Here is a 20,719-nt window from a genome sequence, read left to right as displayed (position 1 = left end):
GCCGGCGGAGGATGGTCCGCTGGCGGGGATGAGGGTGGTGGTCACCGGCGCGATGACCGGAAACCTGGAGAAGCTCTCGCGCAACGAGATGAACGAACTCATCGAGCGGGCCGGCGGGCGCTCTTCCTCCAGCGTCTCCAAGAAGACGTCGCTCGTCGTCGCGGGCGAGGGGGCCGGCTCCAAGCGGGTCAAGGCCGAACAGCTCGGTGTCCGCCTCGCCACCCCCGACGAGTTCGCCACCCTTGTCGCCGGTCTCCTGGAGTGAGCCGAGCAGTGCGGTGGCCCACACCACCCGAAGAATCCTATGGGATCTGCCGGGTGCCGCAAGCGTATTGACCAGGTGATGGCACCTGCCTCACCATCAGAGGCGACACGATCCTATGTGATTCCAGCCGTCCGGTACTCCAGTGGGGACACGACCATGGCAGCGGCGCGCATCACCGACCTCGACGTGATCGACATCCGTTTCCCCACCTCACGCGAGCTCGACGGCTCCGACGCGATGAACCCCGACCCCGACTACTCGGCCGCGTACGTGATCCTGCGGACCGACGCGGGTGACGGGCTGGAGGGCCATGCCCTCACGTTCACCATCGGGCGCGGCAACGACGTGCAGGCCGCGGCGACAGCCGCCCTGCGCGACCACGTCCTGGGCCTGTCCGCCGAAGCGGTGTGCGCCGACCCCGGGTCGGTGGGCCGGGCCCTGACCGGCGACAGCCAACTGCGCTGGCTCGGCCCGGAGAAGGGCGTGATGCACATGGCGATCGGCGCCGTGGTCAACGCGGTGTGGGACCTGGCGGCCAAGCGGGCGGGCAGACCGGTGTGGAAGCTGCTCGCCGACGCCGAACCGGAATGGCTCGCGGACCAGGTGGACTTCCGCTACATCGAGGACGCCCTCACCCGTGAGGAGGCCGTGGCGCTGCTCCGGCAGGGCAAGGCCGGTGCCGTCGAGCGCGAGGCCCGCCTTCTGACGAACGGATACCCGGCGTACACCACCTCCCCCGGCTGGCTCGGTTACTCCGACGAGAAGCTGGTCCGACTGGCCGAGCAGGCGGTCGCCGACGGCTTCACGCAGATCAAGCTGAAGGTCGGCGCCGATCTAGCCGACGACGTCCGCAGGCTGCGCGCGGCGCGCGCGGCCGTCGGCCCCGACGTCCGGATCGCCGTCGACGCCAATCAGCGCTGGAACGTCGCGGAGGCCGTCGAGTGGACCAACGCGCTGGCCGACCAGACCCCGTACTGGATCGAGGAGCCCACCAGCCCCGACGACATCCTCGGGCACGCGGCCGTACGAAGGGCGGTCGCCCCGGTCAGGGTCGCCACCGGTGAGCACGTCCAGAACCGCATCGTGTTCAAGCAACTCCTGCAGGCCGAGGCGATCGACGTGCTGCAGATCGACGCGACACGGGTGGGCGGCGTCAACGAGAACCTGGCGATTCTGCTCCTCGCCGCCAAGTACGGCGTCCCGGTCTGCCCGCACGCCGGCGGCGTCGGCCTGTGCGAGCTGGTGCGCCATCTGTCGATGTTCGACTACGTGGCGCTGAGTGGGACGACCGAGGACCGCGTGATCGAGTACGTGGACCATCTGCACGAGCACTTCGAGGACCCCGCCACCGTGGCGAACGGCCACTACAGGGCGCCCACGAGACCCGGCTTCTCCTCGGAGATGCGCGCCGCGTCGATCGCCGCCCATCGGTATCCGGACGGTTCCTTCTGGGTCAACGACGCCACCGGTTGCGCGGAACGGCGGAAGGGTACGAACCGATGAGCGAACTGTCCGGTCTCAGAGCCCTGGTGACCGGCGGCGCGTCGGGTATCGGCAGGGCCACCGCGGCCCTTCTGGCCGCCCGCGGCGCCGACGTCGCCGTGCTGGACCTCGACCCGTCGGCCGTCGGCGAACCCCTGCGCGGTTACCTCGCGGACGTGTCCGACGACGCCTCCGTGCGGTCCGCCGTCGCCACCGCCGCCGGGGACCTGGGCGGCGTCGACATCCTGGTCAACAACGCCGGCATCGGCGCGGTGGGCACGGTCGGGGACAACGACGACGCCGAGTGGCACCGGGTCCTCGACGTGAACGTCCTCGGCATGGTCCGCGCCACCCGCGCGGCGCTGACCCACCTGCGGGCCTCCGCGCATGCCGCGGTCGTCAACACCTGTTCGATCGCCGCCACGGCCGGCCTGCCACAGCGCGCCCTGTACAGCGCGAGCAAGGGCGCCGTGCTGTCCCTGACGCTGGCCATGGCGGCGGATCACCTCCGGGAGGGCATCCGCGTCAACTGCGTCAACCCCGGTACGGCGGACACCCCCTGGATCGGCCGCCTCCTCGACCGGGCGGCGGACCCGGTCGCCGAGCGGGAGGCGCTCGCCGCCCGGCAGCCCATGGGCCGGCTGGTCACGGCCGAGGAGGTCGCGGCGGCCATCGTGTACCTGGCGAGCCCGGCCGCGGCCTCGGTCACGGGCACCGCGCTCGCCGTGGACGGTGGAATGCAGGGGCTGCGGTCGCGCCCGGAGGCACGGTGACGCGGCCGGGCCCGAACGGTGCGCGCCCTTTGCTGCCCAGCCGCGCCCTCGGCCGCAGTGACGTCCGCGTCACCGCCCTCGGTTTCGGCGGCGCGGCCGTCGCCGGTCTCTACCGGGGCGTGGGCGAGGAGGAGGCCGCGGCCACCGTGGACGCCGCCTGGGCGGCGGGCGTCCGTTACTTCGACACGGCGCCGCACTACGGCCTCGGCCTGTCGGAACGCAGACTGGGCGAGGCCCTCAGGGACAGGCCCCGGGACAGCTTCACCCTGTCCACCAAGGTGGGCCGGGTACTCGTGCCCCACGACGGCGGCGGGGACGACCTCGCCCACGGCTTCGCCGTTCCGGCCACCCACCTGCGGCGGTGGGACTTCAGCGCCGACGGGGTGCGCCGCTCGCTGGAGGACAGCCTCACCCGCCTCGGGCTCGACCGCGTCGACCTGGTCCTGCTGCACGATCCCGACGACCACGAGGAACAGGTGTTCCGGGAGGCCTACCCGGCGTTGGAGGACCTGCGGTCGCAAGGGGTCGTACGGGCGATCGGCGCGGGAATGAACCAGACCCGGATGCTGACGCGCTTCCTGCGCGACACGGACGTCGACACAGTGCTGTGCGCGGGGCGCTACACCCTCCTGGAGCAGGGCGCGTTGGACGCCCTGCTGCCCACCGCGGAGGCGGCCGGCAAAAGCGTGGTCGTCGGCGGTGTGTTCAACTCCGGACTGCTGGCCGATCCGTCACCGGGTGCCACGTACGACTACGCGGCCGCCCCCGCCGACCTCCTGCGCCGGGCCGTGCGGATGCGCGAAGTCACCGAGTCGTGGGGAGTGCCGTTGCGTACGGCCGCGCTGCGCTTCCCCTTCGGGCATCCGGCGGTCGCCTCCGTCCTCGTCGGGGCGCGGTCGGCCGCCCAGGTACGGGACGCGGCCGAGCAGTTCCACCGGCCCCTCCCCGGCACGGTGTGGGAGGGGCTGCGGACGCGAGGCCTGCTGCCCGGTGAGGTACCGGTGCCGGCCGGGAGCGATTCCTGAGCCTCGTCCGCACGCAGCGCCACGGTCGAGGCAGCGGGAACCGGTGCGCCGTCAGCCGGGTCCGAGCCGGCCGAGCCGGCGTTCCAGGCTGCGGGCGAGGTGGTCCGCCATCGCCTCGGCCGCTCGTTCGGGCCTGCGGCGCAGGATCGCGCGGACCACGCGCTCGTGTTCCGCGAGGGTCGGGGCGCCTTCGCTCTGGAGACTGCTGAGGCGGAAGATGTGCAGGTGGGAGTGGAGCCGCTCCACCGCGTCCGCGAGCAGGGGCCGGCGGGCGGCCTCGGCGATCGCGTCGTGGAAGCGCTGGTCCAGGACGGCGAAGTCCCGGTAGGCCGCGTACGGTCCGGCGGGGCCGGGGTGGGCCTGCATGTCCTCCAGGATGGCCTCGACGGCGTCCAGTTGGGGCTCGTCGGCGTGGCGGGCGGCCAGGGCGGCGGCTCGCGGTTCCAGGAGCAGCCGCATCTCGAAGAGCTCCTCCACTCCCTGCCGGGTCAGCAACTCGGTGGCCCGGTATCCGGACAGGGAGCGCTTGACGACGAGACCGTCGGACTCCAGCCGCGCCAGGGCCTCGCGCACGGGGGTCGGTGAGACGTTGAGCGTGCGGGCCAGGGCCTCGATGCCGACGCGGGCACCGGGGGCGATCTCATGGTCCATGACCATGGCCTTGATGTCCTCGTAGACGCTGTCGGACAGCACCTGCCGGACCGGTGCCGAGGACGGCCCCTGCGCCCCGGCCGCGTCGGCGGAGACGGACGGGTCGCGTGCCGGCATCCGGGTCTCCTCAGGGGCGCTGTGCGTTACGGCGGGCGCCAGTTTAACGAGGTGGGGCGACCGCTTCGAGGCCGGCGACGGTGCCCGGCATGATCGTCCGCGGCTCCTCGGTGATGAGACCCGCCGGCCAGTCCCACCAGGCCACCGCGAGCAGCCGGGCGACGTCCTCGCCTTTGTGGCGGGTGCGGATGAGACGGGCGGGGCTGCCGCCGACGATCCCGTAGTGGGGCACGTCCTGGGTGACCACGGAGTCCGCGCCGATGATCGCCCCGTATCCGATCCGTACGCATGGCAGGACCGTCGCGCCGTGGCTCGCGAGGCACCCGATTCGGGAGTGTACGTTCGTACACTCCCGACTGTAGGCTCCGGGCATGACTGTTGACGTACTGCGTCGGCCCGCCCTGGCCGAACGGCGGGCTCGCGTGGCCGTCGCCGTGCTGTTCTTCACCAACGGGGCCCTGTTCGCCAACCTCCTGCCGAGGTATCCGCAGATCAAGGCCGACCTCGGTATCGGCAACGCGGCTTACGGCCTGGCCGTGGCGGCGTTCCCGGCCGGCGCCATCGCGGCCGGGCTCGCGGCCGGGATACTCGTCCGCCGGTTCGGCTCGGCGCGGGTGGCGGTCGGCGGCACGCTGCTGACCGGGGTGGGGATCCTCGCCGCCGGACTGGCGGACACGGTGGTGCTGTTCGCGGGCGCGCTGTTCCTGGCCGGGGCGGCGGACGCGTGCACCGATGTCGCGCAGAACGCCCACGGTCTGCGGGTGCAGCGCCGTTACGGACGCTCCATCATCAACTCCCTCCACGCCATCTGGTCGATCGGCGCGGTCACCGGCGGGTCCATGGCCGCCGCCGCGATGGCTCTCGACGTCCCGCGGGGCGGGCACCTGCTGTTCTCGGCCGTGGTGTTCGCGGTCGCGGCGTGCGCCGCCCTGCGGTTCTGCCTGCCCGGCCCCGAGACCGAACCGGACGGGGAACCCGACGCCGGGGGCCGGGCACCGCGGCAGACGCGGCACACGGCACCGGGGCCGCGTACGAGCTACGTGCTCGCCGCGCTCGTGCTGATCGCCACGGCCGGCACGCTCGTCGAAGACGCGGGCAGTTCCTGGGCCACCCTCTACCTCTCCGACTCGCTGCACGCGTCGGTGGCGCTGGCCGCCTCCGGCTATGTCGCCCTGGTCGGTGCGCAGTTCGTCGGCCGGCTGATCGGCGACCGGCTCGTGGACCGGTTCGGCCAGCGCGCGGTGGCCCGCTCCGGCGCTCTCGTCGCCGCGGCCGGCATGGGCCTGGCGCTGACCGTGCCGACGGTACCCGGGACGATCCTCGGATTCGCGGCGGCCGGGTTCGGAGTGGCGACCCTGGTGCCGGCCGCGATGCACGAGGCGGACGAGCTGCCCGGCCTGAAGCCCGGTTCCGGGCTCACCATCGTCTCCTGGCTCATGCGGCTGGGGTTCCTGCTCTCCCCGCCGATCGTGGGGCTGGTCGCCGATGCGTCGAGCCTGCGGGTGGGGCTGCTGGTGGTGCCGTTCGCCGGGCTCCTCGTGCTCCTGCTCGCCGGAGTGCTGCGGCCCCGGCGACAGTGAATGTACGTTCGTACGCTCCAGGGTACGATCGTGCGCATGCCGACGGACCACTTCGCGCAGGACCCCCGCACGAACCTCGAGCGCATGGAGGCGGGCGACCTCTACATCGCGGACGACCCCGAGATCGCCCGCAGGCAGCAGCAGGCCGTGCGGCTCGCCGCCCGCTACCAGGCCGCGTACGTGGACGACGCGGAAGCCGCGCGGCCGGTCCTCGCGGAGCTGCTCGGCTCCCTGGGCGCCGAGGCCCACGTGCGGCCACCGCTGTACGTCGACTACGGCAGCAACATCACGATCGGCGCGCGCACCTTCGTCAACTACAACCTGACCGCGCTGGACGTCGCGGCGATCACCATCGGCGAGGACTGCCAGATCGGGCCGGGCGTCCAGCTGCTGACCCCCACGCATCCCCTGGAGGCCGAGCCCCGGCGGGACAAGCTGGAGGCCGCCCGACCCATCACCATCGGCGACAACGTCTGGCTGGGCGGTGGCGCCGTCGTCCTGCCCGGCGTGACCATCGGCGACAACGCCGTCATCGGCGCCGGAGCGGTCGTGACGAAGGACGTGCCCGCCAACGTCGTGGCCGTCGGCAATCCCGCCCGCCCGGTGCGGAAGGTGTAGGCCTGCTCCCATGGCAACCGGACACAGGGATCCTCAACGGCGTGAACGCATCATCGCCGCCACGCTCGACCTGATCGCCGAGGAGGGCATCGCGCGCGTCTCCCACCGGAGGATCGCCACGCGCGCCGGGGTCCCCCTGGGTTCGATGACGTACCACTTCAGCGGCATCGAAGAGCTGCTGCGGGAGGCGTTCGGCCGCTTCACCGACCACATCGTCGCCGTGTTCGACGCCCGCCTCGGCGCGGCGGCCGACCGCGACCAGGCCCGGGCGGCGGTCGCCGACCTCGTACACGAACTGTCCGAGGGGAGCCAGCGGGACCTGGTGCTCACCCAGGAGCTGTACACCCTCGCCGCGCGGCAGCCGGCCTACCGGGAACTCACCCACGAGTGGATGCGCCGCAGTCGCGTCCACCTGGAGAAGCACTTCGACCCGGACACGGCCCGCCAGCTCGACGCCCTCATCGAGGGCCTGACCCTGCACCGCGCGCTGGCCCGTGAACCCCACGGGCGGGCCCTCACCGCGGAGGCCGTCGCCCGCGTCACGACCACGGACCGGCGCGTCTCCTAGGGGTGTCGTTCGGATCAGGCCGGCTTCCGGGCGAGCCTCGCCACCGACCCCGAGCGGGGTCTGGTACGTGCGGCTGCAAGGCGGGGAAGCGCGACAGGGCGGAGCCCCGGCAACCGACGACAACGCCGCGGACGCGCGTGCCGGACCCGGCGACCCCGGCAGGATCCGAACGACACCCCTGGCCGCCCGTGCGGCACAGGCCTGACCCCGTGCCGCACGGGCATCCCCGTTCAGCAGACGCCGTCGCCCGGCTTGGGGCTAGAGCGTCCGCTCCAGACGGTCCGCCACCAGCTTCACGAACCGGGCCGGCTCCTTCGGCCGGCCTCCCTCACCGAGTACCGCCAGGGCGTGCAGCAGTTCGGCGGTCTCGGTCAGTTCCGTCCGGTCCCGCTGTTCCGTGTGCGCCCGGTTCAGGGCCTTCACCAGCTGGTGCTCCGGATTGAGTTCGAGGATCCGCTTGGCATGGGGCACCTCCTGGCCCATGGCCCGGTACATGTTCTCCAGCGCGGGCGTGAGCTCGTTGGCGTCGGAGACGACGCAGGCCGGGGAGACCGTGAGGCGGGAGGAGAGGCGGACCTCCTTGACGTCCTCGCCCAGGTGCTCCGTCATCCAGCCGAGCAGCCCGGCGTACTCCTCGCTCTGCGCGTCCTTCTCGGCGTCGCTCTTGTCGTCCTCGGTGCCACCGAGGTCGATCTCGCCCTTGGCCACCGAACGCAGCGGCTTGCCCTCGTACTCCCCCACCGCGTCGACCCAGACCTCGTCCACGGCGTCGGTCAGCAGCAGCACCTCGACACCCTTGGCGCGGAACGCCTCCATGTGCGGGGAGTCCTCGATGGCCTGCCGGGACTCGCCCGTCATGAAGTAGATGTCGTCCTGGCCGTCCTTCATCCGCTCCACGTAACTCTTCAGCGTGGTCGGCTCGTCGGCGTCGTGCGTGCTCGCGAACGAGCAGGCGGCGAGGATCGCGTCCCGGTTGTCGGAGTCGGTCACCAGGCCTTCCTTCAGGACGGCGCCGAACTCCCGCCAGAAGGTGGCGTAGCGGTCCGGCGCGGACGTCATCAGGTCCTTGACCGTTGCCAGCACCTTCTTGGTCAGGCGGCGCTGGATCATGCGGATGTGGCGGTCCTGCTGGAGGATCTCGCGGGAGACGTTGAGCGAGAGGTCCTGCGCGTCGACGACGCCCTTGACGAAGCGGAGGTACGGCTGCAGCAGTTCCTCGCAGTCGTCCATGATGAAGACGCGCTTCACGTAGAGCTGTACGCCGCGCTGGTAGCCCTGGGTGAACAGGTCGTGCGGAGCGTGCGAGGGCACGAAGAGCAGTGCCTGGTACTCGAAGGTGCCCTCGGCCTGCAGCCGGATCGTCTCCAGCGGTTCGCGCCAGTCGTGCGCGATGTGCTTGTACAGCTCGTGGTACTCGTCGTCGGACACCTCGTCGCGCGGGCGGGCCCACAGTGCCTTCATCGAGTTGAGCGTCTCGGCCTCGCGCGCCTCGGCGCCCTCCCCGGCCGGCTCCGGCAGCAGGCGGATCGGCCACGTGATGAAGTCCGAGTACCGCTTGACGATCTCCTTGATCTTCCACTCGGAGGTGTAGTCGTGGAGCTGGTTCTCGGCGTCCGCGGGCTTGAGGTGGAGGGTGACGGATGTCCCCTGCGGCGCCTCGGCGACCGTCTCCAGGGTGTACGTGCCCTCGCCGCGCGACGTCCAGCGGGTGCCCTCGGTCTCACCGGCGCGCCGGGTCACCAGGGTGACCTCGTCCGCCACCATGAAGCCCGAGTAGAAGCCGACGCCGAACTGGCCGATGAGCCCGTCGGCCCCTGCGGCGTCCTTGGCCTCGCGCAACTCCTCCAGGAACTTGGCCGTGCCCGAGTTCGCGATGGTGCCGATGAGGTGCGTGACCTCTTCGTACGACATCCCGATGCCGTTGTCCCGCACGGTGAGGGTGCGGGCCTCCTTGTCGACGTCGAGCTCGATGTGGAGGTCGGTCACGTCGACGTCGGGAGTGTCGTCCCGCAGGGCGGCCAGGCGCAGCTTGTCCAGCGCGTCGGAGGCGTTGGAGACGAGCTCGCGCAGGAAGACATCCTTGTTCGAGTAGACGGAGTGAATCATCAGCTGCAGGAGCTGACGCGCCTCTACCTGGAACTCAAACGTTTCGGTCGTCATGGCTGGTGAGTACCTCACAGGTCCGCGGTCTTCTGGACTGGCGGTAGTCACTCTAGAACAGCCCGGTTCCCATCGGCGCCGGTCAGCCGTGCTCCAGCACGGCGGCCTCCGCCAGCCAGTCCGTCAGCGCCTCCGGCGGGTTGAGCCGCAGCGCCCGCTCGTCGTTGCCCGTCTCGGACGGCACCTCGACGGTGACGACGACGGAGTGACGGTCGGTGCCGGTACCGAAGAGTCCTTCCGCGTCGAGGCGGGCCATGGCCGTCTCCATCGCCCGCAGTCTCAGGTCGAACTCGGCCTCCCACTCTCCGTCGGGCAGGTCGAAGAGCTCCCCCCGCGCCTCGAAGAGGGGCCGCACCGGCTCCAGATGGCGTTCGCCGTAGCCGCAGAACGGGGAGTCGGCGTAGGACCACTTGATGTCCAGCGGCGCGCGGCCCTGGCGCGCCGACTCCTCGGCCAGGGCCTGGACGGACCAGGCGGACAGCGCCGGCCCGTAGGCCTCGCCGGGGGTGACGAGGGTGCAGTAGTAGAACCGGTGGTCGGGATGGTCGCGGAACAGGTCCAGGAGGGCGGCACGGGCCGCGCTGTGGACGGCGTCGGCGAGGTCGGTCTCGGTCGGTGGCACGGCATCGGCTCCCGGTGCGCGCGGGACGTAAAGGGCTCGGTGAGCATAGCGACGGGCACCGACAGCGCTCACGGCAGTCGGCCGACCGGGCCACCTGGGGGCCGACCTCCGAAAAGGCGGATACAAGAAGTTCCGTCAACAACGTTGACTCAAAGTCAGGGCGCGGGCACATTACTTAAAAGTAGAACCGGCCGGTAACCACCGGTCGCGCGCTCGCTCAACTCCCCCGCCCACGCCCCGAGAAGAGGGACCACATGCCGAAGCATGCCCTGCGCCGTGTCATGACCGCGTCAGTCGCTCTCGCCGGCACGCTGGCTCTCGGTCTCACCGACGCCACCGCGCGCGCCACCCCCTCCCTGGACTACGTCGCCCTCGGCGACAGCTACAGCGCCGGCTCGGGCGTCCTGCCCGTCGATCTCACCAACCTGCTCTGCCTGCGCTCCACGGCGAACTACCCGCACGTCATCGCCTCCGCCACGGGCGCCCGCCTCAAGGACGTCACCTGCGGCGCCGCACAGACTTCCCACTTCACCCAGGCGCAATACCCGGGAGTCGCGCCCCAGGTGGACGCGCTCAGCACCGGCACGGACCTGGTCACGCTGACCATCGGGGGCAACGACAACAACACGTTCATCAACGCCATCACGGCGTGCGGTTCCGCCGGTGTCCTCAGCGGCGGGAAGGGCAGCCCCTGCAAGGACAGACACGGCACGTCCTTCGTGGACCAGATCGAGACCAACACCTACCCCGCGCTCAAGGCCGCGCTGCGCACCGTCCGTGACAAGGCTCCCAACGCCCGGGTGGCGGCACTGGGTTACCCGTGGATCACACCGGCCACCGGCGACCCGTCCTGTTTCGTGAAGCTGCCGGTGGCCGCCGGTGACGTGCCCTATCTGCGGGACATCCAGACCCGCCTCAACGCCGTCGTCGAGCGGGCCGCCGAGGAGACCGGTGCCACGTATGTGGACTTCTCCCGGGTGTCCGAGGGCCACGACGCCTGCGAGGCCCCCGGCACCCGGTGGGTCGAACCGCTGCTCTTCGGACACAGCCTGGTCCCCGTCCACCCCAACGCCCTCGGGGAGCGGCGCATGGCCGAGCACACCATGAGCGTGCTGGGCCTGAGCTGACCCCCGCTCCCCCACGTACGCTGGCTCCGTGCCGTCCTCCCGCCTGCGTCGTGTCGCCGTCCTCGTGCTCGAGGGTGCGAAGCCTCTCGATGTCGGTATTCCGGCGCAGGTGTTCACCACGCGCGCGAGCATGCCGTACGAGGTGCGGGTGTGCGGCGCGGCGCCCGGCCTCGTGACCGGCGGTGACGGCCTGTCGTACCACGTGGCCCACGGCCTCGACGCGCTGGCCTGGGCCGACGTGGTCTTCCTGCCCGGTTACCGGTCCCCCGACCTCGACGATCCGCCGCGGACCGTCGTGGACGCGCTGACGGCGGCCCACGGACGGGGCGCGCGGCTCGCCGCCATCTCCACGGGCGCCTTCGCGCTCGCCGCAACGGGCCTGCTCGACGGCAGGCGCGCCACGACGCACTGGCACTACACCCGGGCGCTCGCGGCGAAGCACCCTCTCGTGCGGGTCGACGAGAACGTGCTGTTCGTGGACGAGGGCAGCGTGCTGACGTCCGCCGGCGCCGCCTCGGGCATCGACCTGTGCCTGCACATCCTGCGCGGCGACCTCGGGGTGGCCGCGTCGAACCACGCCGCCCGGCGCCTCGTGGCCGCCCCCTACCGCAGCGGCGGTCAGGCGCAGTACGTGCCGCGCAGCGTGCCGGAGCCGCTGGGCGAGCGGTTCGCCGCCACCCGCGAGTGGGCGCTGCGCCGGCTCGGCGAACCACTGACCCTGGAGGCCCTCGCCCGGCATGCGGCGGTCTCGGCACGCACACTCTCCCGACGCTTCGTCGACGACACGGGGTACACGCCGATGCAGTGGGTCATGCGCGCCCGTATCGACATGGCCCGTGAGCTGCTCGAACGCTCGGAGCTCAGCGTCGAGCAGATCGCCGCCGACGTCGGCCTCGGCACTGGTGCGAATCTGCGGCTGCACTTCCAGCGCATCCTCGGCACCACACCCAGCGAGTACCGGCGCACCTTCGCCCGGGGCGCGTAGCCCGCCACCGCCGCCTCCCACGATTGGCGCGATCCTTGCGGACCGTGGCACTCACGCCGCTGCCGTCGGCGGACGCCGCGCGGGAGTCTGGTGGCGGACCGCACGGCGAACCCGAAGGGGACACCACTCATGACTCGCATCGGCATCAACGGTTTCGGCCGCATCGGACGCAACGTGCTGCGCGCCCTGCTCGAACGCGACAGCAAGCTCGAGGTCGTCGCCGTGAACGACCTCACCGAGCCCGCCACCCTCGCACGGCTGCTGGCCTACGACTCGACGGCAGGCCGGCTCGGCCGCCCGGTGACCGTCGACGGCGACACCCTCGTCGTCGACGGCCACCGCATCAAGGTGCTCGCCGAGCGTGAGCCGGCGCGGCTGCCCTGGGCCGAGCTCGGCGTCGAGCTCGTGCTGGAGGCCACCGGCCGCTTCACCTCGGCCGGCGCCGCCCGCGCCCACCTCACCGCGGGCGCGAGGAAGGTGCTGGTCAGCGCACCGTCGGACGGCGCCGACGTCACCCTCGCGTACGGCGTGAACACCGACGCGTACGACCCGGTCGCACACACGATCGTCTCGAACGCGTCCTGCACGACCAACGCGCTCGCGCCGCTGGCCGCGGTCCTCGACGAGCTGGCCGGTATCGAACACGGCTTCATGACGACGGTGCACGCCTACACGCAGGAGCAGAACCTCCAGGACGGTCCGCACCGCGACCCCCGCCGCGCCCGCGCCGCCGGGGTCAACATCGTGCCGACCACGACGGGCGCCGCCAAGGCGATCGGCCTCGTGCTGCCGAACCTCGACGGCAAGCTGTCGGGCGACTCGATCCGGGTGCCGGTGCCCGTGGGTTCGATCGTCGAACTGAACACGACCGTCGCCCGCGACGTGACGCGGGACGACGTGCTGGCCGCCTACCGCGCCGCCGCCGAGGGACCCCTCGCGGGCGTGCTGGAGTACTCGGACGACCCGCTGGTCTCCTCGGACATCACGGGCAACCCGGCCTCGTCGATCTTCGACTCGGCCCTGACCCGCGTCGACGGCCGCCACGTCAAGGTGGTCGCCTGGTACGACAACGAGTGGGGCTTCTCGAACCGCGTGATCGACACGCTCGGACTGCTCGCCACACGCTGAAGGCATGGCCGGTGCGACATCACGGGGGCTCGCACGTCACAATGGTGCGATGAGCAATTCCAAGGTTTACTTCGACATCGACATCGACGGCCAGGATGCGGGCCGCATCGTCTTCGAACTCTTCGAGGACGTCACCCCCAAGACCGCCAAGAACTTCCTCGAGCTGGCCACCGGCGAGCACGGCTTCGGCTACGCGGGTTCCCCGTTCCACCGCGTGATCCCGCAGTTCATGCTCCAGGGCGGTGACTTCACCCGGGGTGACGGCACCGGCGGCAAGAGCATCTACGGCGAGAAGTTCGCGGACGAGAACTTCCAGCTGAAGCACACCGAGCCCTACCTGCTCTCCATGGCGAACGCGGGCCCGAACACCAACGGCTCGCAGTTCTTCGTCACCACGGTCCCCACGCCCTGGCTGGACGGCAAGCACGTCGTCTTCGGCAAGGTCGTCGAGGGCACGGACGTGGTCGACAAGATCGAGGGCTACGGTTCCTCCCCGGCCGGCCGCACCTCCGCGAAGATCACGGTACGGGAGTCCGGCAAGGTCTGAGGGCTGATCGGCCGCACCAGGACCTGAACCGGAGGGGGCCCACCGCACACCGTGCGGTGGGCCCCCTCGCCGTCCCGTCTGGTGGGGGGCGCCAGGTGGTGCGACGCTGGGGTGGAGAGGCGTCCGAGCGAGGCAACCCGGGAGGGCCGATGGGACGGGACGTCCCGGCGCTGGTCTTCACCCGCGAGGACCGCCGCCGGTACCGGAGCAAGATGCAGGAGTGCCTCGAGGCCTTCGCGCAGATGCTGCGCGAGTCGCGGTTCGAGACCGGGCGGCCCCAGGTGGGGCTGGAGATCGAGCTGAACCTGGTCGATGACGAGGCCGAGCCGGCGATGTGCAACAGCGACGCGCTCGAAGCGATCGCGGACCCCGCCTGGGCCACCGAGCTGGGCCGGTTCAACCTGGAGATCAACATCCCGCCCCGCCGGCTGACGGCGGGCGGCCCCGACTCCTGGGAGACCGAGATCCGCGCCGCCCTGAACCACGCGGAGGACCGCGCCAAGTCGATCGGCGCGCATCTGATCATGGTCGGCACCCTGCCCACACTGCGCGAGACGGACGTGGGCGAGGCCGCCCTGTCGGAGAACCCGCGCTACCGGCTGCTCAACGACCAGGTGTTCGCCGCCCGGGGCGAGGACCTGCACATCGAGGTGGACGGCGTCGACCGGCTGCGGACCTACGCGGACACGATCATGCCGGAGGCCGCCTGCACCAGCACTCAGTTCCACCTCCAGGTCTCCCCCGACGAGTTCGCCGACTACTGGAACGCGGCCCAGGCGATCGCCGGCGTCCAGGTCGCCCTAGCGGCCAACTCGCCCTTCCTGCTCGGCAAGGAACTCTGGCACGAGAGCCGTATCCCGCTGTTCGAGCAGGCCACCGACACCCGGCCGCAGGAGATCAAGGCGCAGGGCGTGCGGCCCCGGGTGTGGTTCGGAGAGCGGTGGATCAACAGCGTCTTCGACCTCTTCGAGGAGAACCTGCGCTATTTCCCGGCACTGCTGCCCCTGTGCGACGACCAGGACCCGGTGGAGACGCTGGACCGGGGTGACATCCCCGACCTGGGCGAGCTCACCCTCCACAACGGCACCATCTACCGCTGGAACCGGCCCGTCTACGCCGTCGCCCACGACAAACCGCACGTCCGGGTCGAGAACCGCGTGCTGCCCGCCGGCCCGACCGTCGCCGACACCCTCGCCAACGGCGCCTTCTACTACGGGCTCACCCGCGCCCTGGTGGAGGAGGAGCGGCCGGTGTGGTCGCGGATGTCCTTCTCGGTCGCCGAGGACAACCTGCACACCGCGGCCCGGCACGGCATCGAGGCACAGCTGTACTGGCCCGGCGTGGGCGAGGTGACCGTGCCCGAACTGGTCCTGCGGCGGCTGCTGCCCCTGGCGCACCGGGGACTGGAACTGTCCGGCATGGACGCGGCCTGGCGGGAGCCGCTGCTCGGCATCATCGAGCAGCGGTGCGTCACCGGACGCAACGGCGCGGTCTGGCAGAAGGAGATGTTCCACCACATCGACGCCTCCGTCCATCCGGGCCGCCACGAGGCCCTGCGCCGGATGACACAGCAGTACATGGACTACATGCATCTCAACGCCCCGGTCCACACCTGGCCGGTCGACTGAGGGCCGCCGCCCCGCGCGGCACGCGCCCAGGACCAGGGAGGCGGCAGACGATGTGCCGATGGCTTGCCTACTCGGGAACGCCCGTGCTGCTGGAGACCATCCTCTACCAGCCGCAGCACTCACTGATCGACCAGAGCCTGCATGCCCGGATGGGCGTCGAGACGACGAACGGGGACGGGTTCGGCGTCGGATGGTTCGGTCCCGAGATGACGACACCCGCGATCGTCCGGGAGATCGGTCCGGCGTGGAGCAACCGCAATCTGCGGGAGATCGCGAGCCATGTCCGCTCACCCCTGTTCTTCGCGCACATCCGGGCCTCGACGGGCAGCGCGGTGCAGCAGACCAACTGCCACCCGTTTCGCCACGGCCGCTGGATGTGGATGCACAACGGCGCGATCGCCGAGTTCCACCGCGTCCGGCGCGACCTCGCCCTGGCCGTCGATCCGCGGCTCTTCACGCACATCGAGGGTTCGACGGACTCGGAGATGATGTTCTTCCTGGCCCTCACGTTCGGCCTGGAGGACGATCCTCCTACGGCCGTGGCACGGATGACGGGGCTGGTGGAGGAGGTCGGACAGCGGCACGACGTGGAGTACCCGATGCAGATGACGGTCGCCGTGACCGACGGGCTGCGGCTGTGGGCCTTCCGCTACTCCAGCCAGGGGGAGTCACGGTCGCTCTACTACAGCTCACGTGTGGAGAGCCTGCGTGCCCTCCACCCCGACCTGCCGTTCCTCCGGGAGGCGTCCGACGAGACCCGCCTCATCGTCTCGGAACCCCTGGGCGATCTGCCCGGCGTCTGGAACAAGGTGCCCGAAAGCAGTTACGGCGTGGTCCAGCCCGAGGGCGATGCGATGCTGCCCTTCGTCCCGCAGCCCGTCCGACCCCGTTGACACGAGCGCGAGAAGATCACACAATCGGTGCCATGACCACATACCGGTTCGGCACCACGGCGGAGTGTCCCCGCGTGCCCGAGCGAACCGGCTGTGAGCGCTCCGGCCGATAACGGCCGTCTTCGAACCGAGGGCCCGACGCGTACCGCGTCGTGAGCCGATCGGTGTTCCTTCCGGCGAACAGTCCGGAACACCTTCTTTTCCCGGGCTTGTCCGGCGATGACGTCGTACCGCCATGGCCCGGCCCGCCCGTACCGCCGCACAAGGGGAGGACTCCCATGACCGTCACCACTGCCGGCCCGATCACCAGTCTGCGAGAAGCGCGCGTCCCGGAGGACGGAATGTACGAGGGCCGGCGTGTGCTGCGCCGACTGCCCGCGGGCTGGGAGGAACGGCCCTACGAACTCTTCGAGGTCGTTCCGCAGGCGCGCACGATCGGCGCCGAGATCAGAGGCGTCGACCTCTCGCGCCCGCTCGATTCCGCACTGCGCGAGGAGCTGAACCGTGCCCTGCTGGAGTGGAAGGTGCTGTTCTTCCGGGCCCAGCACCTCACCTCCGACCGGCAGCGCCACTTCGCGGGCCACTGGGGCGAGCTGGAGACCAATCCCCTTCTCGCCGCCGGCTCCAGCGAGGACGTCGTCCGCTTCGACAAGGCCGACGGGGCCACTCCGACGTACGAGAACGTCTGGCACACCGACGTCACGTTCCGCGAACGGCCGGCGCTCGGCGCCGTCCTCCAGCTGCGCGAGGTCCCGCCGTTCGGCGGGGACACCATGTGGGCGGACATGGCGGCCGCCTACGACAACCTTCCGCAGGAGGTGAAGGACCGCATCGACGGTGCCCGCGCCGTGCACGACTTCATCCCCGGCTTCGCGAGGTTCTACGGTCCCGAGCGGCTGATCCCGCACCAGGATCTCTTCCCGCCCGTGGAGCACCCCGTCGTGCGTACCCACCCCGAGACCGGGCGGCGCATGCTGTTCGTCAACACCTCCTTCACCACCCACATCACCGGCATGGACCGGGACGAGAGCGACCGGCTGCTGCGCTTCCTCTTCCAGCAGGCGCACGTTCCCGAGTACCAGGTGCGTTTCCGCTGGCAGCCCGGCGACATCGCCTTCTGGGACAACCGCGCCACGCAGCACTACGCCGTGGGCGACTACGGCACCGACCGCCGTGTCGCCGAACGCGTCGCCATCGAGGGCGACCGTCCCTTCTGACCCGGCGCGCCCGGGGCCGGAGGCGGCGGTCCGCCGCAACACGGCCCCGGGTCCCGCTACGCCGGGTCCTGCTCCTCGATCGCGGCCGGCCGCAGTTGCGCGGCACGGATGCGTGCGACGTCGAGTTTCAGGCCGCGGTCGAAGCGGTAGACGCCGTTCTGCTCCTGGAAGACGTCGGTCAACTGGGTGTAGCAGTAGCCGAACATGTCAGGGTCGCCCAGCAGCACCTCGGTCAGGCCGCTGAACCGTTCGTGGAACTCGTCCTCGTTGCGGACCCGTTCCCCGTAGCCCCAGGACACGGTGCGGTCCTCGCCGGAGCGGTCGGCGGCCGCCTCCGGGGCCCACCAGATGCCGCCGAACTCGCTGACGAAGTACGGCTGGCCGCGGTAGGGCTGGGAGTAGGGGGCGCCGTTGTCGTAGGCGTTGACGAAGGGGGCGTCCTTGGCGAGGCCCGACATGAGCCGGCGGAAGGCCGCCGGGTCCTGCTCGTAGTTGTGGGAGTCGTAGATGTCGGTCTCGGCGACCCGGTGGGCGTAGCCGGAGGCGTCGATGACCGGTCGGGTGGTGTCCATGGCCTTGGTGGCCAGGAACATGGCCCGGGTGACGGCGTCGAGCTGGGTGATGCGGTCGTGCAGCTTCTGGTAGGTCTCGTTGAGCGGGCACCAGCCGATGATGGAGGGGTGCGAGTAGTCGCGTTCGAGGGCCTCCAGCCACTGGCCGACGTAGGAGGCGTCGGGCTGCTGGTTGTCGCCGGAGGAGCCGCCCGTCTCGCAGCCCCAGTCGCCGAACTCGCCCCAGACCAGGTAGCCCAGGCGGTCGGCGTGGTACAGGAAGCGCTCCTCGAAGACCTTCTGGTGCAGCCGGGCTCCGTTGAAGCCGGCCTCCATGGCCAGCTCGATGTCGCGGGCCAGTGCCTCGTCGGTCGGGGCGGTCATCAGTCCGTCCGGGTACCAGCCCTGGTCGAGGACGAGGCGCTGGAAGAGCGGGCGCCCGTTGAGGGTGACGGCCTTGCCGCGCAGGCCCACGGCGCGCAGCCCGGCGTAGCTCTCCGCGCTGTCGACGACCTGTCCGGCGGCGTCGAGGATTTCGAGGCGCAGGTCGTACAGGTGCGGGTCGTCGGGGCTCCACTCCCGACGCCGGGCCTCCGGCACCGGCAGGTGGAGGCGCGGGGCGAGGTCCAGGTCGGCACGGGCCTCGGCGCGGCTCACCTCGCCGTCGGCGTCGCCGAGGACGGCGCGTACCCGGTGTCCGGGCCGGTTGCCGGACAGGGGCAGTTCGAGGTGGAAGGCCGAGCCCGCCAGGTCCGGGGTGATCCGGGGGCGGCGCAGGTGGAGGTCGGGGACGGGCTCCAGCCAGACGGTCTGCCAGATGCCGGTTACCCGGGTGTAGTTGCAGTCGTGGTTGGCGTACTGCACGGCCTGCTTGCCGCGCGCCTGCGGACCGGACCTGGGGTCGCGGGCCCGGACGGTGACGACGACCTCCGCCCCCGCCCCGGCGATGTCGCCGAGGTCGGCGGTGAAGGGGGTGAAACCACCGCGGTGCCGGGCGACCTCATTGCCGTCGGCCCACACGGTGGTGTCGTAGTCGACGGCGCCGAAGTGCAGCAGTACGCGGCGTCCGGCCCAGGCCGCCGGCAGGGTGAGGGGGATGCGGTGGCTAGTTTTTACATCGATGTACATGGGCTGTAAAGAGCTGTGGCCCGAAGACGGGCAGCGGCGACGGTGGGCGGGGGGTCACACCGGGAGTTGCTCCCGCCCGCGCTCGGACCGGTGCGGTACCGGGACATAGACTCGGTCCTCGCGTGAGAGGCAGGGAGGTCTCGGTGGCACGGCCCAGGATCAAGGACGTCGCACGTCGTGCGGGCGTGTCGGAGAAGACGGTCTCCAATGTCATCAACGACTACGCCCATGTCTCGGACAGGACCAGGCAGGTGGTGCGCGAGGCCATCGAACAGCTCGGCTACCGGGTGAACCTGGCCGGGCGCCATCTGCGCAAGGGGCGCACCGGCATCATCGCCCTGGTCGTTCCCGAACTGGACATCCCGTACTTCGCCGAGCTGGCGCGGCATGTGATCCGCGAGGCCGAGCAGTGCTCCCTGACCGTGCTGATCCATCAGTCCGGGGCGGATCGCGACCATGAGCTGGCGGCTCTGGCCGGCTTCGGCTCCGCCTTCGTGGACGGGATCATCCTGAGCCCGCTCGCCCTGACCGCGGACGACCTGCGCGACCGTGCGGGCGCCCCGCCCACCGTGCTTCTCGGGGAGCTGCTGGAGGAGGGCGCCGACCACGTGGCCATCGACAACGAGGGCGCCGCGCGCGAGGCGACGAACCACTTGATCGGTCTCGGGCGGCGCCGCGTCCTCGCCGTCGGCGGGCGCGACGACTCGGGCCTGGGGACGGCCGAGGCCCGCACCCGCGGCTACCGTGCCGCCCTGGCGGAAGCGGGCATCGCCTACGATCCGGCGGCCCTGCTGCCGGTCGGCTCCTTCCGGATGCCCGACGGCGCCGAGGCAGTGGCGCGGGCGCTGCGGGAGGGCGCGCGGCCCGACGCGCTGCTCTGTCTCAACGACCAGTTGGCGCTGGGCGCGTTGCGCGCCCTGCACGAGCACGGCGTCAGAGTGCCCGAGGACGTCGCCGTCATCGGCTTCGACGACGTGGAGGGCGGCCGTTTCAGCGTACCGACGCTGAGCACGGTGGCCCCCGACAAGGCGGCGGTGGCCAAGGTCGCCGTGCAATTGCTCCAGCGCCGCATCGAGGAGGCGACGGGACCGGACGGCGTGAGTGACGGCGTCGATCCGGGTGTGCTGTCACCCCAGGACCGCATCGTGGCCCACCGGCTCGTCCTGAGAGAGAGCACGGAGGGCCACGAGCGGCGCTGAGGGGGCGGTCGGTGCGGTGAGCGCGGGCAGCAGGCCCACGACGGGCCCGATCGCGGAGCGCGACGTCGAGCGCGTACAGGCGCTCGTCCTCCATCACCTGGCGACGATCCGCAGCCCGGCCCTGGGCCACCACGCGCGGGAACGGGCGCGGGAGAACGAACAGCCTCAGCACGGCTTTCGGCGGCGAACAGCGGGCATACGGATGTCCCGAGGCCCTCTCCGTCGCCGACCAACGGGAGTTCCCTGTGACGCCGAGCCTGCGCACCGCCCACGCGTGCCGTGCCGCCGCCGCCCTCCTTCTCGCGGCGGCCGGATACGCGGCCACCCACCACCCGTGGCTCGCCCTTCCGGGCCTGTACGCCGCCGCCGTGTTCGCCTGGTGTGCCGCCCGCGCCCGGACGGAGCACCGGCTGCGCGTCGCGCGGGCACAGCGCGCCGAGCGGCTGGCACGCCCC

The 20,719-nt window shown here is 71.3% G+C and carries 18 protein-coding genes and 3 pseudogenes; 16 read left to right on the top strand and 5 right to left on the bottom strand.

What is annotated here, in order from left to right; genetic code table 11:
- The 4 genes from EBH09_RS35190 to EBH09_RS35175 form a co-directional block, all read left to right on the top strand.
- Window positions 1-265, top strand: a 265-nt coding sequence (locus tag EBH09_RS35190; protein WP_345940969.1) for a BRCT domain-containing protein, incomplete at its 5' end; no start/stop codon positions are given.
- Window positions 266-421: 156 nt separating this feature from the next.
- Window positions 422-1,768: an enolase C-terminal domain-like protein gene (locus EBH09_RS35185; protein ID WP_121750824.1), complete on the top strand. Its 1,347-nt coding sequence runs from the start codon at window positions 422-424 to the stop codon at window positions 1,766-1,768.
- Window positions 1,765-2,520 (top strand): SDR family oxidoreductase, encoded by a 756-nt coding sequence (locus EBH09_RS35180; protein ID WP_121750823.1) that lies wholly within the window; start codon window positions 1,765-1,767, stop codon window positions 2,518-2,520. The genes EBH09_RS35185 and EBH09_RS35180 overlap by 4 nt, the downstream gene beginning before the upstream one ends.
- A 32-nt stretch (window positions 2,521-2,552) precedes the next feature.
- A complete protein-coding gene (locus tag EBH09_RS35175) occupies window positions 2,553-3,545 on the top strand; it encodes an aldo/keto reductase (protein ID WP_121751171.1) in 993 nt (330 codons plus the stop codon).
- Between the two features lie 51 nt (window positions 3,546-3,596).
- Here the strand turns inward: EBH09_RS35175 and EBH09_RS35170 are convergent, their stop codons facing one another.
- Together EBH09_RS35170 and EBH09_RS35165 are read right to left on the bottom strand one after the other, a co-directional pair.
- The gene (locus EBH09_RS35170; RefSeq protein ID WP_121750822.1) at window positions 3,597-4,313 is read right to left on the bottom strand and encodes a GntR family transcriptional regulator; all 717 of its coding nucleotides are present in this window, start codon (window positions 4,311-4,313) and stop codon (window positions 3,597-3,599) included.
- 43 nt (window positions 4,314-4,356) lie between these two features.
- A pseudogene (locus EBH09_RS35165) lies at window positions 4,357-4,623 on the bottom strand (antibiotic acetyltransferase); the annotation flags it as partial.
- 61 nt (window positions 4,624-4,684) lie between these two features.
- Between EBH09_RS35165 and EBH09_RS35160 the strand changes: the two are divergent.
- From EBH09_RS35160 to EBH09_RS35150, 3 genes are read left to right on the top strand one after another with little or no spacing between them, the layout of a single operon-like run.
- Window positions 4,685-5,893: an MFS transporter gene (locus EBH09_RS35160; protein ID WP_121750821.1), complete on the top strand. Its 1,209-nt coding sequence runs from the start codon at window positions 4,685-4,687 to the stop codon at window positions 5,891-5,893.
- 36 nt (window positions 5,894-5,929) lie between these two features.
- Window positions 5,930-6,511: a sugar O-acetyltransferase gene (locus EBH09_RS35155; RefSeq protein ID WP_121751170.1), complete on the top strand. Its 582-nt coding sequence runs from the start codon at window positions 5,930-5,932 to the stop codon at window positions 6,509-6,511.
- A gap of 10 nt (window positions 6,512-6,521) precedes the next feature.
- Entirely contained in the window at window positions 6,522-7,079 is a 558-nt protein-coding gene (locus tag EBH09_RS35150; protein WP_121750820.1) for a TetR family transcriptional regulator, read from the top strand.
- A gap of 258 nt (window positions 7,080-7,337) precedes the next feature.
- Here EBH09_RS35150 and htpG read toward each other — a convergent pair whose 3' ends face one another.
- Entirely contained in the window at window positions 7,338-9,239 is a 1,902-nt protein-coding gene (gene htpG, locus EBH09_RS35140) for a molecular chaperone HtpG (protein ID WP_121750819.1), read from the bottom strand.
- Window positions 9,240-9,321: 82 nt separating this feature from the next.
- A complete protein-coding gene (locus tag EBH09_RS35135) occupies window positions 9,322-9,861 on the bottom strand; it encodes a DUF4303 domain-containing protein (protein ID WP_121750818.1) in 540 nt (179 codons plus the stop codon).
- 254 nt (window positions 9,862-10,115) lie between these two features.
- Between EBH09_RS35135 and EBH09_RS35130 the strand changes: the two genes are divergently transcribed.
- The 7 genes from EBH09_RS35130 to EBH09_RS35100 all read left to right on the top strand — a co-directional run bounded on the left by EBH09_RS35130 (window position 10,116) and on the right by EBH09_RS35100 (window position 17,386).
- The gene (locus tag EBH09_RS35130) at window positions 10,116-10,988 is read left to right on the top strand and encodes an SGNH/GDSL hydrolase family protein (RefSeq protein ID WP_121750817.1); all 873 of its coding nucleotides are present in this window, start codon (window positions 10,116-10,118) and stop codon (window positions 10,986-10,988) included.
- Window positions 10,989-11,016: 28 nt separating this feature from the next.
- Window positions 11,017-11,973 (top strand): helix-turn-helix domain-containing protein, encoded by a 957-nt coding sequence (locus EBH09_RS35125; protein WP_121750816.1) that lies wholly within the window; start codon window positions 11,017-11,019, stop codon window positions 11,971-11,973.
- Between the two features lie 129 nt (window positions 11,974-12,102).
- A complete protein-coding gene (gene gap / locus EBH09_RS35120; protein WP_121750815.1) occupies window positions 12,103-13,101 on the top strand; it encodes a type I glyceraldehyde-3-phosphate dehydrogenase in 999 nt (332 codons plus the stop codon).
- Window positions 13,102-13,150: 49 nt separating this feature from the next.
- The gene (locus EBH09_RS35115) at window positions 13,151-13,648 is read left to right on the top strand and encodes a peptidylprolyl isomerase (protein WP_121750814.1); all 498 of its coding nucleotides are present in this window, start codon (window positions 13,151-13,153) and stop codon (window positions 13,646-13,648) included.
- Window positions 13,649-13,797: 149 nt separating this feature from the next.
- The gene (locus EBH09_RS35110; protein ID WP_121750813.1) at window positions 13,798-15,276 is read left to right on the top strand and encodes a glutamate-cysteine ligase family protein; all 1,479 of its coding nucleotides are present in this window, start codon (window positions 13,798-13,800) and stop codon (window positions 15,274-15,276) included.
- 50 nt (window positions 15,277-15,326) lie between these two features.
- Window positions 15,327-16,169 (top strand): class II glutamine amidotransferase, encoded by an 843-nt coding sequence (locus tag EBH09_RS35105; protein WP_121750812.1) that lies wholly within the window; start codon window positions 15,327-15,329, stop codon window positions 16,167-16,169.
- A 278-nt stretch (window positions 16,170-16,447) separates the two neighbouring features.
- Window positions 16,448-17,386 (top strand): TauD/TfdA family dioxygenase, encoded by a 939-nt coding sequence (locus tag EBH09_RS35100; RefSeq protein WP_121750811.1) that lies wholly within the window; start codon window positions 16,448-16,450, stop codon window positions 17,384-17,386.
- 56 nt (window positions 17,387-17,442) lie between these two features.
- Here the strand turns inward: EBH09_RS35100 and EBH09_RS35095 are convergent.
- A pseudogene (locus tag EBH09_RS35095) lies at window positions 17,443-19,029 on the bottom strand (glycoside hydrolase family 2 TIM barrel-domain containing protein); the annotation flags it as partial.
- Window positions 19,030-19,208: 179 nt separating this feature from the next.
- Between EBH09_RS35095 and EBH09_RS35090 the strand changes: the two are divergent.
- Both EBH09_RS35090 and EBH09_RS35080 read left to right on the top strand, forming a co-directional pair.
- The gene (locus EBH09_RS35090) at window positions 19,209-20,264 is read left to right on the top strand and encodes a LacI family DNA-binding transcriptional regulator (protein WP_121750810.1); all 1,056 of its coding nucleotides are present in this window, start codon (window positions 19,209-19,211) and stop codon (window positions 20,262-20,264) included.
- A gap of 245 nt (window positions 20,265-20,509) precedes the next feature.
- A pseudogene (locus EBH09_RS35080) lies at window positions 20,510-20,719 on the top strand (hypothetical protein); the annotation flags it as partial.

Source organism: Streptomyces sp. E2N166, from assembly GCF_003671715.1.
Lineage (GTDB): Bacteria > Actinomycetota > Actinomycetes > Streptomycetales > Streptomycetaceae > Streptomyces > Streptomyces thinghirensis.
This window is presented reverse-complemented; position numbering and strand designations above follow the sequence as displayed.

Excerpts from the sequence above, each read along its gene's own strand:
- EBH09_RS35185 (WP_121750824.1), top strand. The coding sequence starts at position 422 with ATGGCAGCGGCGCGCATCACCGACCTCGACGTGATCGACATCCGTTTC.
- EBH09_RS35170 (WP_121750822.1), bottom strand. The coding sequence starts at position 4,313 with ATGCCGGCACGCGACCCGTCCGTCTCCGCCGACGCGGCCGGGGCGCAG.
- EBH09_RS35155 (WP_121751170.1), top strand. The coding sequence starts at position 5,930 with ATGCCGACGGACCACTTCGCGCAGGACCCCCGCACGAACCTCGAGCGC.
- gap (WP_121750815.1), top strand. The coding sequence starts at position 12,103 with ATGACTCGCATCGGCATCAACGGTTTCGGCCGCATCGGACGCAACGTG.
- EBH09_RS35150 (WP_121750820.1), top strand. The coding sequence starts at position 6,522 with ATGGCAACCGGACACAGGGATCCTCAACGGCGTGAACGCATCATCGCC.
- EBH09_RS35180 (WP_121750823.1), top strand. The coding sequence starts at position 1,765 with ATGAGCGAACTGTCCGGTCTCAGAGCCCTGGTGACCGGCGGCGCGTCG.
- htpG (WP_121750819.1), bottom strand. The coding sequence starts at position 9,239 with ATGACGACCGAAACGTTTGAGTTCCAGGTAGAGGCGCGTCAGCTCCTG.
- EBH09_RS35160 (WP_121750821.1), top strand. The coding sequence starts at position 4,685 with ATGACTGTTGACGTACTGCGTCGGCCCGCCCTGGCCGAACGGCGGGCT.
- EBH09_RS35105 (WP_121750812.1), top strand. The coding sequence starts at position 15,327 with ATGTGCCGATGGCTTGCCTACTCGGGAACGCCCGTGCTGCTGGAGACC.
- EBH09_RS35110 (WP_121750813.1), top strand. The coding sequence starts at position 13,798 with ATGGGACGGGACGTCCCGGCGCTGGTCTTCACCCGCGAGGACCGCCGC.
- EBH09_RS35100 (WP_121750811.1), top strand. The coding sequence starts at position 16,448 with ATGACCGTCACCACTGCCGGCCCGATCACCAGTCTGCGAGAAGCGCGC.
- EBH09_RS35115 (WP_121750814.1), top strand. The coding sequence starts at position 13,151 with ATGAGCAATTCCAAGGTTTACTTCGACATCGACATCGACGGCCAGGAT.
- EBH09_RS35130 (WP_121750817.1), top strand. The coding sequence starts at position 10,116 with ATGCCGAAGCATGCCCTGCGCCGTGTCATGACCGCGTCAGTCGCTCTC.